Raw genomic sequence first — 15,671 nt, 5'->3', positions numbered from 1 at the left:
ATGGCTGCCTAAACGATTGCGGATCAGGCGGAAACAACATCCTGCAGCACGCGCAGCACCACGATGCCGTCGCCGTCCGGCTCGTAATAGATGGTGTGCCGGCGGAACGGCCGGCTGCGGGTGCGGTCGTCGATCTCCGGCTCCGGCCGGCCGTTCAGCGGATAGCGCGCCAGCTGCTCCAGCTCGTCCTTCAGCCCCTCGCAATAGCGCCGCGCCGCCTCCTCGCCGAAGAAGCGGAATTCATGCGCCATGGTGGAGAAGATCTCCCCCAGATCCTTCTCGGCGCGGATGGTCAGCTTCAGCACGCTCATGCGGCGACCGCCACACCCGTCGCCCGCGCCAATATGCCTTCGATGGAAGCCAGCGAGGTGCCGCTCAGCCGGCCTTCCTCCACCGCCAGCTTCGCCGCCGCCACCCGTGGGTCCAGCCGCTTCGGTGGCGCCTGCACCAGCGCCAGTTCCGGCGAGCGCATGCTGACGCCGGATTCGCGCGCTTCGCGGATCGCCCGGCGCAACTCGGCGTTTCGCGCCTGCCGGCCGCGATCTTCCATAATCAGTTGAGCAAGATAGGTGCCGACGCTCGCACTCCGCCCAAGGGCGACCTGCTCTTCGCACCATTCCACCATATGCTCAGGAAGTGCAAAATGCCGCATATCCGAACCCCTTGGCACGCACTGTCAGTATGAAGGGCGCAAAGTCAACGCCTTCCCACCGCCTGTTAACCACTTGAGGCAAGCGACGTCCCATTTCCGTATCAATCGCTCACAATTTCCCTGCCAGTGCTTGAACTTGCGCTGAACTGCCGCCACCAGTTGCGATATGCGACAAATTCTTCTCGGCCTGCTTCTCGCCACCGCGCCCGCGCAGGCGGCGCAACCCGCGCAACCGCTCACGCTGGAGCGGCTGTTCGCCAATCCGCCGCTCCTGGGCACGCCGCCCCGGGCGCTCAGCATCGCGCCGGACGGCAGGCACATCGCCTGGCTGCAGCCCCGGGCCACGGATCAACTCCGCTACGACCTCTGGGTGGAGGAAATCGCCAGCGGCAAGCGCCGAATGGCGGTGGACAGCCTCGCGCTTTCCTCCGGCCCGGCCAGCCTTTCCGAAGCGGAGCTGATGCGCCGCGAACGCGCCCGCCTGGCTTCGGTCAAGGGGCTTGTCGAATATCAATGGTCGCCGGACGGCCGCTCGCTGCTAGTGCCGCTGGATGGAGACATCTGGCTGGCGCCGTTGAAGGGCGCGCCCCGCCGCCTGACCGAGACGGAAGCGACCGAACTGGACGCGAAGCTGTCGCCCAAGGGCACCCATGCCAGCTTCGTGCGGGAGCAGAATCTGGTCGTCCTCGATCTTGCCACCGCCCGGGAACGGCAACTGACGACAGGCGGGGGCGGCCCCGTCAGCTATGGCGTCGCCGAATTCGTCGCCCAGGAAGAAATGGACCGCATGACCGGCCAATGGTGGGCGCCGGACGACAAGCGGATCGCCATCGCCCGCGTCGACGAAAGCCCGGTGAAGATCGCCGTGCGCACCGCCATCGGGTCGGATGGAACGCGGGTCACCGAACAGCGCTATCCCTTCGCCGGCACTCCGAATGCGCTGGTCACACTGGAAATCCACGGGCTGGACGGCGCCGCGCCGGTGCAGGTGGATCTGGGCGCGGACAGCGACATCTATCTGGCCCGGGTGCACTGGCTGAACACCGGGCAATTGCTGGTCCAGCGCCAGTCGCGGGACCAGAGGACGCTGGACCTGCTGCTGGTGGAGGCTGCCACCGGCCGATCGCGCGTGCTGCTGACGGAACGCTCCGCCACCTGGATCAACCTGCACGACAGCCTGCGGCCGCTGGCGGACGGCAAGCGCTTCCTCTGGGCCTCCGAGCGGTCGGGGCACCGCCACCTCTATCTGTGGGACGGGGCGGCGCTGCGGCCGGTCACCTCTGGCGACTGGTCGGTGGACGAACTGCTGGCGGTGGACGAGGCGAAGGGCAGCCTCATCTTCACCGGCTTCCGCGAAACGCCGCTGGAAAAGGCGCTCTACCGCACGCCGCTGGCCGGCGGCGCGGTGGAGCGGCTGACGGCGCCGGGCGGCTGGACGGAGGCCGTCGCCGACCGCAAGGGCTCGGCACTGCTCCTCGCCGGCTCCACTCCGGAAAAGCCGGCGACCGTCACGCTGGCGACCACCGATGGCGGGCCGCTGAAGCCGCGTCAGCAGATAAGCCCAACGGACTTTCCCTATGCCGCCAGCCTGCCGGCGCATGTCGCGCCGCGTTTCGGCACGCTGAAGGCCGCCGACGGGCAGACCGAGCTTCATTATGCCTTCACCCTGCCGCCGGGGCTGAAGCCCGGGGAGAAGGCGCCGGTGTTCTTCGAAGTCTATGCCGGGCCGGGCGTGCAGCGGGTGCGCCACGCCTTCGGCACGCTGCTGCACCAGTATCTGCTGCAGCAGGGCTGGGCGCTGTTCCAGGTGGACGGGCGCGGCACCCCCAATCGCGGCACCGCCTTCGAAGCGCCGATCCACCTGAAGCTGGGCTTCCCGGAAGTCGACGACCAGATGGCGGCGCTCGAATGGCTGAAGCGGCAGCCCGGCGTCGATCCGGATCGCGTCGCCGTCTATGGCTGGTCTTATGGCGGCTATATGGCGCAGCGGCTGCTGACGCGGCATCCGGGCGCGTTCGCGGCCGGCGTTTCCGGCGCCCCGGTCACCGACTGGCGGCTTTACGACACCCATTACACCGAACGCTATCTGGGCAACCCGGCCACGGATCCGAAACCCTATGAGGCTTCCGATGTCACAAGGGACGCGGCGGCGCTGAAAGACCCGCTGCTGGTGATCCACGGCCTTGCCGACGACAATGTCGTGTTCGACCATTCGGCCCGCGCCATCGCCGCCTATCAGCAGGCGGGCAAGCCGTTCGAAACCATGGTCTATCCGGGCCAGACGCACGCCATCCGCGCGCCGGACATCCAGCGGCATCTGTGGCGGACGATCCTCAACTTCCTCGATCGGGAAGTGAAGGCGAAGAAAGCGGAATAGGCGGGCGCGGGGGGCGAGCCCCGCGCCCGTTTCCGGCTCAGGCGGCCTGCGTCTTCAGCGCTTCCACCAGCTTTTCTTCCTGCTCGCTGGAAAGCGAAGTGTTGAGCACGCGCGGGTTCCACGCCTGGATTTCGGCGACGACCTTGTCCATCGTCACTTCGCGCACCAGCACGAACAGCGCGGACGAGCCGTTGGGGATGGTTTCGGAAAGCTGCTTCACGAAATCGTCGTTCACGCCGAAGTCGATGAGGCTGCCCGACAGCGCGCCGGCGCCGGCGCCGGCGCCCGCGCCGATCACCATCCCGGCCAGCGGGTTCAGGAACAGCAGGCCGACGAGCGTGCCCCAGAGCGCGCCCGAAAGCCCGCCCGAGGTGGCGCCGAGCTTCGTCAGGTTCACGGCCTGCTTCATGTGCACCTTGCCCTCCGCGTCCCGCTCGACGACGACGGCGTCTTCCAGGTCGATGAGATGCTGCGCCTTCAGCGTGCGGAGCTTGTTCAGCACTTCGTCCGCCGCCGAGAGACCGTCGAAACCGAGAACCACGAGTTGGCCCATTGTCACACTCCTTCTGCTGTCATTGCCTCATCTATCTGCCTGAACATCCTTGCGCTTCCATGACATGCGTCAAGATGGCGGCCGGGCGGAAAAGCCATTGCGCGGCGCGCGGGATCGCCGCACCATAAGCGAATTCGATGCAACAGAGGTGGCGGGCATGAACTGGCAGATTCAAACGGTGTTCGCGGGCGTGCTGGCCGCGATCGGGCTTTACATCATGTTCAACCCGGTGACGATCGCCGGCCTTGTCGCCGGGGTGATCCCATGGCTGCTGCTGGGGGCAGGCGTGATCTATCTGCTGGGCGTGGTGCTGCGCAAGCGCCGGCGGCCGCTGACGATGATCCTGCCGGGGCTGGTGGGCGTGTTCCTGGTCTACGCCGGCCTGTCGCTGAAGCTCGGCGACCCCCGGGCGGTGGGACCGGTGGGGCTGCCCTTCCTCTTCGCGCTGGTGCTGGTGGGGGGCGGAATCGCCAAGCTGCTGAGCGTGCCGGCCGTGCGCCAGTCGCGCTATTTCCTGCTGTTCCTGGGCTCCGGGATCATTTCGGTGGTGATGGGCCTGCTGGTGCTGTTCAACTGGGCCGCCGTTTCCGCCGGCTTCCTCGGCGTGATCCTCGGGCTGGAACTGATCGCCGACGCCATCTTCCTGGGCGCCTTCGCCTTCCGCGACCGAGACAAGGAAGAGCATAAGGAAGCGCTGGGGGGCTAATCTTCCCGTCACCCCGGGCTTGACCTGGGGTGACGGAAGGACGGGGAATTAGGAGTCCTTAACCTAGAGGATTCCCGGCAGGTCCAGCCCTTTTTCCCGGGCGCAGTCGAGCGCGATTGCATAGCCGGCGTCGGCGTGGCGCATCACGCCGGTGGCCGGGTCGTTCCACAGCACCCGTTGCAGCCGGGCGGCGGCTTCCTCGGTGCCGTCGGCGACGATCACCATGCCCGAATGCTGGGAATAGCCCATGCCGACTCCGCCGCCATGGTGGAGCGACACCCAGGTCGCGCCCGAGGCGGTGTTGAGGAGCGCGTTCAGCAGCGGCCAGTCGGAAACGGCGTCGCTGCCGTCGCGCATCGCCTCCGTCTCGCGGTTGGGGGAGGCGACCGAGCCGGAATCCAGATGGTCGCGGCCGATCACCACCGGGGCCTTCAGTTCGCCGCGCGCCACCATTTCGTTGAAGGCGAGGCCGAGGCGGTGCCGGTCTCCCAGCCCCACCCAGCAGATGCGCGCCGGCAGGCCCTGGAAGTGAATCCGCTCGCGCGCCATGTCCAGCCAGTTGTGCAGATGCCGGTCGTCCGGCAACAGTTCCTTCACCTTGGCGTCGGTCCGGTAGATGTCCTCCGGGTCGCCCGAGAGCGCGGCCCAGCGGAAGGGGCCGACGCCCCGGCAGAACAGCGGGCGGATGTAGGCGGGCACGAAGCCGGGGAAGTCGAAGGCGTTCTTCACCCCCTCGTCGAAGGCCATCTGGCGGATGTTGTTGCCATAATCGACGGTGGGGACTCCGGCCCGGTGGAAGGCCAGCATCGCTTCCACATGCGCCGCCATGGATCGGCGCGCGGCTTTCGCGACCGCCTCCGGCTCGCGCTCGCGGCGGTCCTGCCATTCGGCGACCGTCCAGCCGGCGGGGAGATAGCCGTTCACCGGGTCGTGGGCGCTGGTCTGGTCGGTCAGCAGGTCGGGGCGGATTCCGCGCGCGAACATTTCCGGCAGCAGTTCGGCGGCGTTGCCGAGCAGGCCGACCGACACCGGGCTTTTCGCGCCGGTGACGATGTCCAGCGCTTCGTCGAGGCTTTCGGTGGCGCGGTCGAGATAGCCGGTGCGCAGGCGCATCTCGATCCGGCTGGGCTGGCATTCGATGGCGAGGCACGACGCGCCCGCCATCACCGCCGCCAGCGGCTGCGCGCCGCCCATGCCGCCCAGCCCCGCCGTCAGCAGCCAGCGGCCCGACAGGTCGCCGCCATAATGGCGGCGGCCCATTTCCACGAAGGTTTCGTAAGTGCCCTGCACGATGCCCTGCGTGCCGATGTAGATCCAGGAGCCGGCGGTCATCTGGCCGTACATCGCCAGCCCCTTGCGGTCGAGTTCGTTGAAATGCTCCCAGTTCGCCCATTTGGGCACCAGATTGGAATTGGCGATCAGCACCCGCGGGGCGTTTGCATGGGTGCGGAAGACGCCGACCGGCTTCCCGGACTGGATGAGCAGAGTCTCGTCCGCCTCCAGCCGCTTCAGCGTCTCGACGATGCGGTCGTAGCTCTCCCAGTCCCGCGCGGCGCGGCCGATGCCGCCATAGACCACCAGTTCCTCCGGCCGTTCCGCCACATCGGGGTGGAGGTTGTTCATCAGCATCCGCAAGGGGGCTTCGGTGAGCCAGCTTTTCGCCGAAAGCGCGGTGCCGGTGGCGGGCTGGATGCGGCGGCTGTTGTCGAGGCGGGTCATCGGGCGCTTCCATTGTCGGCGAAGGCGAGCGCGGCCTTCAGAACCTTGGCGAGGGTGGCGACGATCTCGGCGGCGCGCGCCGGATCGAAGGGGACGGGCCAGTCGGCTTCGCCCAGCGCCTCCGGCTCGTCGAGATAGGTGCGCATCGCCAGTTCCATCTGGATGGCGTGGACGCCCCGTTCCGGGCGGCCGTAGTGGCGGGTGGTCCAGCCGCCCCGGAAGCGGCCGTCCGTCACATGCGTCCAGACGCTGCTTTGCGCCACCGCCTCCAAGGCGGCGCGCAGTTCGGGGGCGCAGGTGCTGCCGCCGTCGGTGCCGATGTTGAGGTGCGGCAGTTCTCCCTCGAACAGGCGGGGGACGCGGCTGCGGATGCTGTGCGCGTCGTAGAGGACGACGCGGGGATGGAGGGCGCGCAGCCGCTCGATCTCGGCTTCCAGCGCCTGATGATAGGGGGTGAAATAGAGGTCGCGGCGGCGGGCGATTTCGGCCGCGTCAGGGCCGGAGCCATCGTAGAGCGGGTCGCCGTCGAAGGTGGTGGTGGGGCAGAGTTCGGTGGTGGTCTGCCCCGGGTAGAGCGACTGGCCGGAGGGGTCGCGGTTCAAGTCGATCACGCTGCGCGAGATGCGGGTGTGGAGGGTGGTGGCGCCCATGTCGGCGGCGAAGGCGTAGAGCTTGTCCACCCACCAGTCGGCGTCGCGGCGGGCCAGCCAGTCCGAGCGGAAGGGCGGCGAGACGGGCACGAGGTCGCGGCCGACATGCGGGAAGGCGACGATGAGCGGGGCCTGCCCGCGGTGGATTTGCAGCCAGTCGGTCGTCATTGTTGCACCCCCGGTAGCGGATGGATGGATGTGAGCGCGCCCGAGGCGATGAGGGCGTTGGCGGCCTCCATGTCGGGGTGGAAGTGACGGTCGTCCGCCAGCGTCGGCACTTGCGCGCGGAGCCGGGCGCGGGCGGATTCCAGCGGCGCGCTGGAGGTGAGCGGGGCGTGGAAATCCACCCCTTGCGCGGCGGCCAGATATTCGATGCCGATGACGGCGACGGCGTTGCGCGCCATTTCGAGGAGCCGCCGTGCGCCGTGCGCCGCCATCGACACATGGTCCTCCTGATTGGCCGAGGTGGGGATGGAATCGACGCTGGCCGGCGTTGCGCGCTGCTTGTTCTCGGACACCAGCGCGGCGGCCGTCACCTGCGGGATCATGAAGCCGGAGTTGAGGCCGGGGCGGGGCGTGAGGAAAGCCGGCAGGCCGGAAAGCGCCGGGTCCACCAGCATGGCGATGCGGCGTTCGGCGATCGAGCCGATTTCGCAGATGGAAAGCGCGATCATGTCGGCGGCGAAGGCCACGGGTTCGGCGTGGAAATTGCCGCCGGAAAGCGCCTCGTCGGTTTCGGGGAAGATGAGCGGGTTGTCGGAGACTCCGTTCGCCTCGATTTCGAGCGTGGTGGCGGCTTGGCGCAACACGTCAAGCGCGGCGCCCATCACCTGCGGCTGGCAGCGCAGGCAATAAGGGTCCTGCACGCGCGGGTCGTTCTCGGCGTGGCTCTGGCGGATGGCGGAGCCGGCCATCAGCGCGCGCAGCGCCTCGGCCGTCTCGATCTGCCCGCGGTGGCGGCGCAGCGCGTGGATTCGCGGGTCGAAGGGGGTGTCGGAGCCTTTGGCGGCCTCGGTCGACAGCGCGCCGGTGACGAGGGCGGACTGGAACAGGCGTTCCGCCTCGAACAGGCCGGCGAGCGCGTTGGCGGTGGAGAATTGCGTGCCGTTCAACAGCGCGAGGCCCTCTTTCGGGCCGAGGGTGAGCGGGCCGAGGCCGGCACGGGAAAGCGCGGCGGCGGCGGGCAGGCGTTCGCCTTCAAGGTCTATTTCGCCGACGCCGATCAGCGTCGCGGCGAGGTGCGAAAGCGGCGCGAGATCGCCGCTGGCGCCGACCGAGCCTTGCGCGGGGATGACGGGCGTGAGGCCACGCTCCAGCATCGCCTCCATCAGCGCCAGCGTTTCCGGGCGGATGCCCGACGCCCCTTGCGCGAGGCTGGCGAGCTTCAGCGCCAGCATCAGCCGCACGACGGCAGTGGGGGAGGGCGCGCCGGTGCCGGCGGCGTGGCTGAGCACGATGTTGCGCTGGAGGGTGGCGAGGTCTTCGTCGGCGATGCGGACGCTGGCGAGCTTTCCGAAGCCGGTGTTGATTCCATAAACCGGCTCGCCCTTCGCCAGAATGCGCTCGATGGCCTGCGCGCCCTTCCGGACGGCGGCGCCGGATTGCGGGTCCAGCCGGAAGGGGGCGCCGCGGTAGATGGCGGCCCATTGGGAAAGCGGCACATGGCCGGGGGCAAGCGTGATCATAGGCCGTTCCAGACGCGGGCGTGGAGGGGATTGAAGCCCATGCGGTAGACAAGCTCCGCCGGGCGCTCGATGGACCAGATGGCGAAGTCGGCGCGCTTGCCGGCTTCGAGCGTGCCGATTTCGCCCGAGCGGCCGAGGGCGCGGGCGGCGTTCAGCGTGACGCCCAGCAGGCATTCCTCCACCGTCAGGCGGAAGAGGGTGGCACCCATGTTCATTACCAGCAGCGGCGAGGTGAGGGGGGAGGTGCCGGGGTTGCAGTCGGTGGCGAGCGCGATGGGGACATGGGCCGCGCGCAGGGCGGCGATGGGCGGCCGCTTCGTTTCGCGCATGAAGTAGAAGGCGCCGGGCAGCAGCGTGGCGACGGTGCCGGATTGCGCCATGGCGGCGACTCCGGCTTCGTCCAGATGCTCCAGATGGTCGGCCGAAAGGGCCTGGTGGCGGGCGGCGAGGGCGGCACCATGCTGGTTGGAAAGCTGTTCGGCGTGCAGCTTCACCGGCAGGTCATGGGCGTGGGCGGCGTTGAAGATCCGCTCGGTCTGGGCCGGGGTGAAGCCTATGCCTTCGCAGAAGGCGTCCACCGCGTCGGCTAGGCCCTCGGCGGCGATGGCGGGCAGCATATGGCTGACGATGTGGTCGATATAGCCGTCCGCGTCGCCGGCATATTCGGGCGGCAGGGCGTGGGCGCCGAGGAAGGTTGTGGCGATGGAGACCGGCCGCACCTGCCCCAAATGCCGGGCGGCGCGCAGCATGCGGGCTTCCGTCAGGAGGTTCAGGCCATAGCCGGATTTCACTTCGACCGTGGTGGCGCCCTCGGCGATCAGCGCGTCGAGGCGGGGGAAGGCGGTGGCGACGAGATCGGCCTCGGTCGCGGCGCGGGTCGCCCGCATGGTGGAGAGGATTCCGCCGCCGGCGCGGGCGATCTCCTCATAGCTGGCGCCTTGCAGGCGCAGTTCGAATTCATGCGCGCGGTCGCCGCCGTGGATGAGATGGGTGTGGCAGTCGACGAGGCCGGGGGTGATCCAGCGGCCCTCGCAGTCGATGCTTTCGCGTGGCGCGAAGCGGGGGGCGTCGGCCGCCGGGCCGGCGTAGACGATGCGGCCGCCTTCGATCGCCAGCGCCGCCTTTTCGATTATGCCGAGCGCAGGGCCGGCCATCGTCGCGAGGCGCGCGTTGGTCCACAGCCTGTCGCATTGCATGCGTTCGACTCCCCCGCTGGATGCAGGTGGCATGATTGCACCGCTTTTCGATAATGTATATACAAAAAAGGCGGTGGGAGAAGTCGATGGCTGGGGCGGTTCAGGCTTTGCATTTCGGGGCGGCGCTGCTGCCCGCCGGCTGGGCGCGGGATGTGCGCGTGGCGCTGGCGGACGGGCTGGTGGCTTCGGTGCAGGCGGGTGTCGCGGCGGAAAGTGGCGACGAGCGGCATGGCGCTCTGATCCCCGGCCTGCCCAATCTGCACAGCCACGCCTTCCAGCGGGCGATGGCCGGGCTGGCCGAGGTGCGGGGAGCTGGCGACGACAGTTTCTGGACCTGGCGCGAGCTGATGTACCGCTTCCTCGACCGGCTGACCCCCGACGATGTGGGGGCGATCGCCGCCATGGCGCAGGTGGAGATGCTGGAGAGCGGCTTCACCCGCGTGGGCGAATTCCATTATCTGCACCATGCGGCGGACGGGCGGCCCTACCGCCATGCGGCGGAGATGGCGGGCGCCATCCTGCACGCGGCCGCCGAGACGGGGATCGGCCTGACGCTGCTGCCGGTTTTCTACGCCCATTCGGGTTTCGGCGGGCAGGCGCCGACCGCCGGGCAGCGGCGCTTCCTGCACGATCTGGATGGGTTCCAGCGCCTTCTGGTGCGGCTGGACGAGTTGGCGGCGCGGCTTCCCGACGTGGTGGTGGGGGTGGCGCCGCACAGCCTGCGGGCGGTGACGCCCGCCGAACTGGCGGCGCTGGAAAGCCTGGCGCGGGGGCGGCCGATCCACATCCATATCGCCGAGCAGGTGAAGGAGGTGGAGGATTGCCTGCGCTGGTCCGGCCGGCGGCCGGTGGAGTGGTTGCTGGGGGAGACCGATGTCGGCCCGAGTTGGTGTCTGGTGCACGCGACGCACATGACGGAAGCCGAGACTTTGGCGCTGGCCAGGAGCGGCGCGGTGGCGGGGCTTTGCCCCATCACCGAGGCCAATCTGGGCGACGGGCTGTTTCCGGCGGAAGCCTTTCTGGAAGCCGGCGGGCGGTTCGGATTCGGCAGCGATTCCAATGTGCGGATCGACATGACCGAGGAATTGCGGCTGCTGGAATATGGCCAGCGCTTGCTGCATCGCGGGCGGAACCGGCTGGCGCGGGGGGCTGGGCATTCGACCGGGGCCGACCTGTTCGCGGGCGCTCTGGCGGGCGGGGCGCAGGCTCTGGGCGTGGCGGCGGGGCTGGAAGTGGGGTTGCCCTTCGACGCCGTCAGCCTGAACATCGGCCACCCCTCGCTGGCGGAGCGCGCGCCCGAAGCCTTGCTGGACGGCCTGATCTTCGCGGCCGGCCGGGGCGGGATCGATTGCGTCTGGCGGCGAGGGCGGAAGCAGGTTGCCGGCGGCCGGCATGTGCGGCGCGACGAGGTGGTGGCGCGCTATCGGGCGACTCTCTCCGGGCTGCTGGCGTGACGCTGCACGAGCGTATCCGGCAGGATTTCGAAGCCCGCATTCTCTCCGGCGAGCTGGCGCCGGGCGAGCGGCTGCCGACCGAGCAGGCGCTGATGGCGCATTACGGCTGCGCGCGGATGACGGTGAACAAGGCGCTGTCGGCGCTGGCGGTGGCGGGGCTGGTGGAGCGGCGGAAGAAGGCGGGCAGCTTCGTCGCCCGCCCGCGCCTGCATTCGATGGTGCTGGATATCCCCGATCTGGCGCAGCAACTGACAGCCAGCGGCCGGCGCCACGCCTTTCGCCTGACCGGGCGGCGGCTGCGCCCGGCGGCTGTGGCCGACGCCGGGCTGGTGGCGCAGGCGCGCCGGCTGCTGCAACTGGAAGGCGTGCACCAGGCGGACGGCCTGCCCTTTGCGCTGGAACAGCGGCTGATCAGCGCCGAGGCCGTTCCGGCGGCGCTGGAAGCGGATTTCGAAGCGCAGCCGCCGGGAAGCTGGTTGCTGGCGCATGTGCCCTGGACCGAGGCCGAAACCCGCATTCTGGCGGTGGGCGCCAGCGAGGCCGAGGCCGCCGCGCTGGCGGTTCCGGCTGGCACGCCTTGCCTCTGCGTCGAGCGCCGGACCTGGCGGCTGGGCGAAGGGATCACCTTCGTCCGCCAGCTTTTCCCGGGCGATTCCTATGACATGGTCGCCCGTTTCGGCCCGGCGCCGCGCGGTTAAAGCATGTTCCGGTCCTGCTGGAACAGCAGGACCGGAAACCCATGCGGAAATGAATCTAGCCGAGGCTGGATTCCAGCGAGATCTCCGCGCGGAACAGCTTCGAGACCGGGCAGTTGCGCTCGGCGGTGGAAGCCAGTTCCTGGAATTGCGCGGCGTCGAGCCCCGGCACCTCGCCGGTGACCGACAGCGCCACCTTCGGGATGCTGAAGCCGCCGCCTTCGTCCGTCAGCGTGACTACCGCGCTGGTGTCCAGACGATCGGCCTTGAAGCCGGCCTTTTCCAGCGTCAGCGTCAGGGACATGGTGAAGCAGGCGGCGTGCGCGGCCGCCAGAAGCTCCTCGGGGTTGCTGCCCTTCAGGCCTTCGAAGCGGGTCGCGAAGCCATAGGGATAGTGTTCGAGCGCGCCGCTTTCCGTGCTGATCGCGCCCTTGCCGTCGCGAAGCCCGCCGGTCCAGCCGACCGAGCCCTTGCGCCTGATTTCCATCGTCGCTCTCCTGTCCTGTCCATCTTCGGACAAGCGATCCTGCCCGGCGAAAGTTTCACCGATGCGGCAGGGAAGGGCAACCGGCCGCCAAAGCCGCTTGTGATCCGCGCGGCGACCCGGCAATCAGCGGAGAAAGAACAGGAAAGGGAGAGGCCTTGCACCCCATCGGCCCCGCCGCGGGCGCCATTGCCTTTGCCGTGATGCTGTTCGCGGTCGCCGCCTGGGTGGAGCGGCGGCGCGACTCCATGGCGGTGCACCCGATGCGGGGCGCGGCCTACGCGCTTTCGCTGGGCGTCTATTGCACGAGCTGGACGCTTTACGGCGCCGTCGGCAGCGCGGCGACGCAAGGCTGGGCCTATCTGCCCATCTATCTGGGGCCGGCCCTGGTGTTCCTGTTCGCGCCGCGCTTTCTGGAGGCGCTGGTGTCGGAAGTGCGGGCCGAGGGCTCCACCACCATTTCCGATTTCATCGGCTCCCGCTTCGGGAAAAGCCGAGGGCTGGCGGCGCTGGTGACGGTGACGGCGACCTTCGGGATCATCCCCTATATCGCCTTGCAGCTCCGCTCGGTGGGCAATGCCTTCGTGGCGATCACCGGCGCGCCGGGCATCGCTGCCATCATGACGGCGAGCGCGGTGACGCTGGCGGCCTTCGCCATGCTGTTCGGCACGCGGCGCTACGACGCGGCGGGGCGGAACGAGGGCATCGTCTATTCGACGGCGCTGGAATCGGTGGTGAAGCTGGCCGCCTTTCTGGGCATCGCCGGGCTGGCGGCGGCGCTGCTGCTGAACGCCTCGCCGGAGCAGCGGGAGGCGGGGATGGAGGCCTTCTCCGCCGGCTTCCGGCTGGAGGCGCTGGGCCTCGACATGGCGGTGATCCTGCTGATCTCCATGGCGGCGATCCTCTGCCTGCCGCGGCAATTCTACGCCAGCGTGATCGAGGCGCGGGCGCCGGGGGACATCCGCCGCGCGCGGGTTCCCTTCATCCTCTATCTGGCGGCCATGAGCGTGGCGGTGGTGCCGATCACCATCGCCGGGCAGGCGCTGCTGCCGCCCGGCTCCCAGCCGGACCTGTTCGTGCTTTCCCTGCCGATGAGCATTGATTCGCGGCTGTTCACGCTGCTGGCCTTCCTGGGCGGCTTTTCCGCCGCGACGGCGATGGTGGAGACCATCGCGCTCGCCACCATGGTTTCGAACGACCTCATCGCCCCCATATTGCTGCGCAGCCGGAGGTTTGCGGATTCCGCGCATGTCGGGCGCAACCAGTTGCTGATCCGCCGGGCCTCCATCGTGGTGATCATCGCGCTGGCGCTGCTGTGGGCGCTGGGTATCGCCGCCGACCGGCCGCTGGCCTCCATCGGCTTGATTGCTTTTGCCGGCATGGCGCAGTTCGCGCCGCTGCTGCTGCTGGCGGTGCGCGGAGCCAATCGCGACCCGGTTCCGGCGATGGCGGGGCTGGGGGTGGGGTTGTTGCTGTGGGTGTTCACGCTGGCCCTGCCGCCGATCCTGCCGGCGGCGTGGATGGCGGCGATGGCGGACACATGGGCCGATCCGCAGCGGCTGCTGGGCATCGGCACGGCGGGGCCGCTGGTGCATGGCGTGCTGTGGAGCCTGGGCGCCAATCTCGCGGTCCATGCGCTGGTCGCGGCGCGGCGGCAGCCGGGCGAGGGGCGGGTGGCGGCGACCGGCGGTGCGGAGGCCGGCGGCATCGGCGATATCGGCGGCCTGCGCGCCTTCGTCGGCCGCTTCGTCGGTGAGGAGATGGCGGCCGAAGCCTTCGGAGACCTGCCGGCGGAGCGCGGCATCGGGCGGGCGGACGCGCTGCGGGCGGAGCGGCTGATCGCCAGCGTGGTGGGGGCGCCATCGGCCCGCGTGCTGATGGCCTCTGCGCTGGTGGGCACGCGGCTGAGCCATGACGATGTGGCGCGGATGCTGGACGCGACCGGGCAGAGCCTCAATTTTTCCAAGGGGCTGCTGGCGCAGACGCTGGAGAATATCGACCCCGGCGTGAGCGTGGTGGATGGCGATCTGCGGCTGATCGCCTGGAACAGCCGCTATCTGGAGCTGTTCGGCTATCCCGAAGGCATGGTGCGCGTGGGGGCGCCGGTTGCCGACCTGATCCGCTTCAACGCCATGCGCGGCGAATGCGGCCCCGGCGAGGTGGAGGCGCATGTGGCGCGGCGGCTGAACCATCTGAGGCGCGGCGTGCCGCACAGTTTCGAGCGCATGCGCGACGACGGCCGGGTGCTGAAGACGGTGGGCGGGCCGATGCCGGGCGGCGGCTATGTGATGTGCTTCACCGACACCACCGCCGAGGCGACGGCGCTGGCCGAGCTGGAGCAGGCGCGGGCGGAACTGGAAAGCCGGGTGATGGCGCGCACCGCCGAACTCTCCGCCGCAAACCGGGAGCTGGCGCTGGCGACGCGCGACAAGACGCGTTTTCTGGCGGCGGCCAGCCACGATCTGCTGCAGCCGCTGCACGCCGCGAGGCTGTTCAGCGCGGCGCTGGGGCGCGAGCTGGGGGGCAATCCGCATGCCGAGCGGATCGACCAGTCGATCGCGGCGGCGGAAAGCCTGTTGCGGGCGCTGCTGGACATATCGAAGCTGGACGCGGGCGGGGTGGAGCCAGACCCGAAGCCAGTCGCGGTTCGGTCGATGCTGCTGGAAATCGCCGAGAATTTCCGGCCGCTGGCGGCGGAGAAGGGGCTGTCGCTGCGGGTGGGGCCGGGCAATCCTTCGGTTCGCACGGATCCGGGTTTGCTGCGCTCCATCCTGCACAATTTCGTCTCCAACGCCATTCGCTACACCGATCGCGGCGGGGTGCTGATCGGCGTTCGCTCGCGGGACGGGCTGGTGGCCATCGAAGTGGTGGACAGCGGCCATGGAATCCCGGCCGACAAGCATGCGGCGATCTTCCGCGAGTTCGAGCGGCTGGGCACGGGGGGCGAGGCGGGGATGGGGCTTGGGCTCGCCATCGTCGAGCGCACGGCGCAGCTGATCGGCGCGCGGGTGACGCTGCGGTCGGCGGTGGGGAAGGGCAGCGTCTTCGGCGTTCGATTGCCAACGCTGGAGGGGGGGGCGCCTTCGGAAAGCATCGCCCGCCCGGCGGTTGTCGCGCCCGGCGCCCGGCGCATTCTGGTGGTGGACGACGATCCGATGATTCTTGCCGCGACAAAGGCCCTGCTGGAGACCGGCGGCCATCGGGTGGCGGTGGCCGGTAATGCGCGAGAGGCGCGGAACCTGCTGGAAGGCGCGGAACTGGCGCTGGTGGATTTCCATCTGGGCAATGGCGCGGACGGACAGCCGCTGGCGGACGGGCTGGCGCTGATCGCGGCGTTGCGCGCGCGGAACCCGGGGCTGCGGGTGGCGCTGGTGACCGCCGATACCTCGCCCGCCACCGCTGAGCGGGCGGCGGCGGCAGGCGTGGCGGTTTTGCCGAAGCCGCTGGCGGCGGGGAGCCTGGATTTGTGGATCGCGGCGGGGGGGTGACGGGGTGATTGT

At 69.4% G+C, this 15,671-nt stretch carries 13 protein-coding genes; 5 read left to right on the top strand and 8 right to left on the bottom strand.

The genetic code is table 11. The annotated features are described in order from the left end of the window. Nucleotides 1–23: 23 nt before the first annotated feature. Both L6Q21_RS10470 and L6Q21_RS10465 read right to left on the bottom strand, forming a co-directional pair. Complete coding sequence (locus L6Q21_RS10470) at nt 24–311, bottom strand: type II toxin-antitoxin system RelE/ParE family toxin (RefSeq protein WP_237830705.1); 288 nt, start codon at nt 309–311, stop codon at nt 24–26. Then, nucleotides 308–652 carry a ribbon-helix-helix domain-containing protein gene (locus L6Q21_RS10465; RefSeq protein ID WP_237830704.1) on the bottom strand — a complete coding sequence of 115 codons (345 nt, stop codon included), beginning with the start codon at nt 650–652 and terminating at the stop codon, nt 308–310. The genes L6Q21_RS10470 and L6Q21_RS10465 overlap by 4 nt, the downstream gene beginning before the upstream one ends. A gap of 166 nt (nt 653–818) precedes the next feature. On the opposite strand from L6Q21_RS10465, the gene L6Q21_RS10460 reads away from it, so the two are divergent. Beyond that, nucleotides 819–3,029, top strand: a complete 2,211-nt coding sequence (locus L6Q21_RS10460) for a S9 family peptidase (RefSeq protein ID WP_237830703.1) — start codon at nt 819–821, stop codon at nt 3,027–3,029. A 37-nt stretch (nt 3,030–3,066) separates the two neighbouring features. On the opposite strand, the gene L6Q21_RS10455 is transcribed toward L6Q21_RS10460, so the two are convergent. Beyond that, nucleotides 3,067–3,582: a DUF1269 domain-containing protein gene (locus L6Q21_RS10455; protein WP_237830702.1), complete on the bottom strand. Its 516-nt coding sequence runs from the start codon at nt 3,580–3,582 to the stop codon at nt 3,067–3,069. Nucleotides 3,583–3,646: 64 nt separating this feature from the next. Here L6Q21_RS10455 and L6Q21_RS10450 point away from each other — a divergent pair, with 64 nt between their 5' ends. Then, nucleotides 3,647–4,288: an HdeD family acid-resistance protein gene (locus L6Q21_RS10450; protein WP_237830701.1), complete on the top strand. Its 642-nt coding sequence runs from the start codon at nt 3,647–3,649 to the stop codon at nt 4,286–4,288. 63 nt (nt 4,289–4,351) lie between these two features. Here L6Q21_RS10450 and hutU read toward each other — a convergent pair whose 3' ends face one another. From hutU to hutI, 4 genes are read right to left on the bottom strand one after another with little or no spacing between them, the layout of a single operon-like run. Then, nucleotides 4,352–6,007: a urocanate hydratase gene (hutU, locus tag L6Q21_RS10445; RefSeq protein ID WP_237830700.1), complete on the bottom strand. Its 1,656-nt coding sequence runs from the start codon at nt 6,005–6,007 to the stop codon at nt 4,352–4,354. Then, nucleotides 6,004–6,825, bottom strand: a complete 822-nt coding sequence (gene hutG, locus L6Q21_RS10440; RefSeq protein WP_237830699.1) for an N-formylglutamate deformylase — start codon at nt 6,823–6,825, stop codon at nt 6,004–6,006. The genes hutU and hutG overlap by 4 nt, the downstream gene beginning before the upstream one ends. Continuing rightward, on the bottom strand, nt 6,822–8,342 hold the full coding sequence (hutH, locus tag L6Q21_RS10435) for a histidine ammonia-lyase (protein ID WP_237830698.1): 1,521 nt from the start codon (nt 8,340–8,342) through the stop codon (nt 6,822–6,824). The genes hutG and hutH overlap by 4 nt, the downstream gene beginning before the upstream one ends. Next, entirely contained in the window at nt 8,339–9,538 is a 1,200-nt protein-coding gene (hutI, locus tag L6Q21_RS10430; protein WP_237830697.1) for an imidazolonepropionase, read from the bottom strand. The genes hutH and hutI overlap by 4 nt, the downstream gene beginning before the upstream one ends. Before the next feature lie 86 nt (nt 9,539–9,624). On the opposite strand from hutI, the gene L6Q21_RS10425 reads away from it, so the two are divergent. Beyond that, on the top strand, nt 9,625–10,992 hold the full coding sequence (locus L6Q21_RS10425) for a formimidoylglutamate deiminase (RefSeq protein ID WP_237830696.1): 1,368 nt from the start codon (nt 9,625–9,627) through the stop codon (nt 10,990–10,992). After that, entirely contained in the window at nt 10,989–11,690 is a 702-nt protein-coding gene (gene hutC / locus L6Q21_RS10420) for a histidine utilization repressor (RefSeq protein WP_237830695.1), read from the top strand. The genes L6Q21_RS10425 and hutC overlap by 4 nt, the downstream gene beginning before the upstream one ends. A gap of 55 nt (nt 11,691–11,745) precedes the next feature. Here the strand turns inward: hutC and L6Q21_RS10415 are convergent, their stop codons facing one another. Continuing rightward, a complete protein-coding gene (locus L6Q21_RS10415) occupies nt 11,746–12,174 on the bottom strand; it encodes an OsmC family protein (protein ID WP_237830694.1) in 429 nt (142 codons plus the stop codon). A 155-nt stretch (nt 12,175–12,329) separates the two neighbouring features. Between L6Q21_RS10415 and L6Q21_RS10410 the strand changes: the two genes are divergently transcribed. After that, nucleotides 12,330–15,659 carry a PAS-domain containing protein gene (locus tag L6Q21_RS10410; protein WP_237830693.1) on the top strand — a complete coding sequence of 1,110 codons (3,330 nt, stop codon included), beginning with the start codon at nt 12,330–12,332 and terminating at the stop codon, nt 15,657–15,659. Nucleotides 15,660–15,671 lie beyond the last annotated feature (12 nt).

It is taken from the genome of Sandaracinobacteroides sayramensis (assembly GCF_022014495.1).
Classification (GTDB): Bacteria; Pseudomonadota; Alphaproteobacteria; order Sphingomonadales; family Sphingomonadaceae; genus Sandaracinobacteroides; species Sandaracinobacteroides sayramense.
Note: the sequence above shows the minus strand (reverse complement) of the source record. Positions and strands in the feature narration are given on the sequence as shown.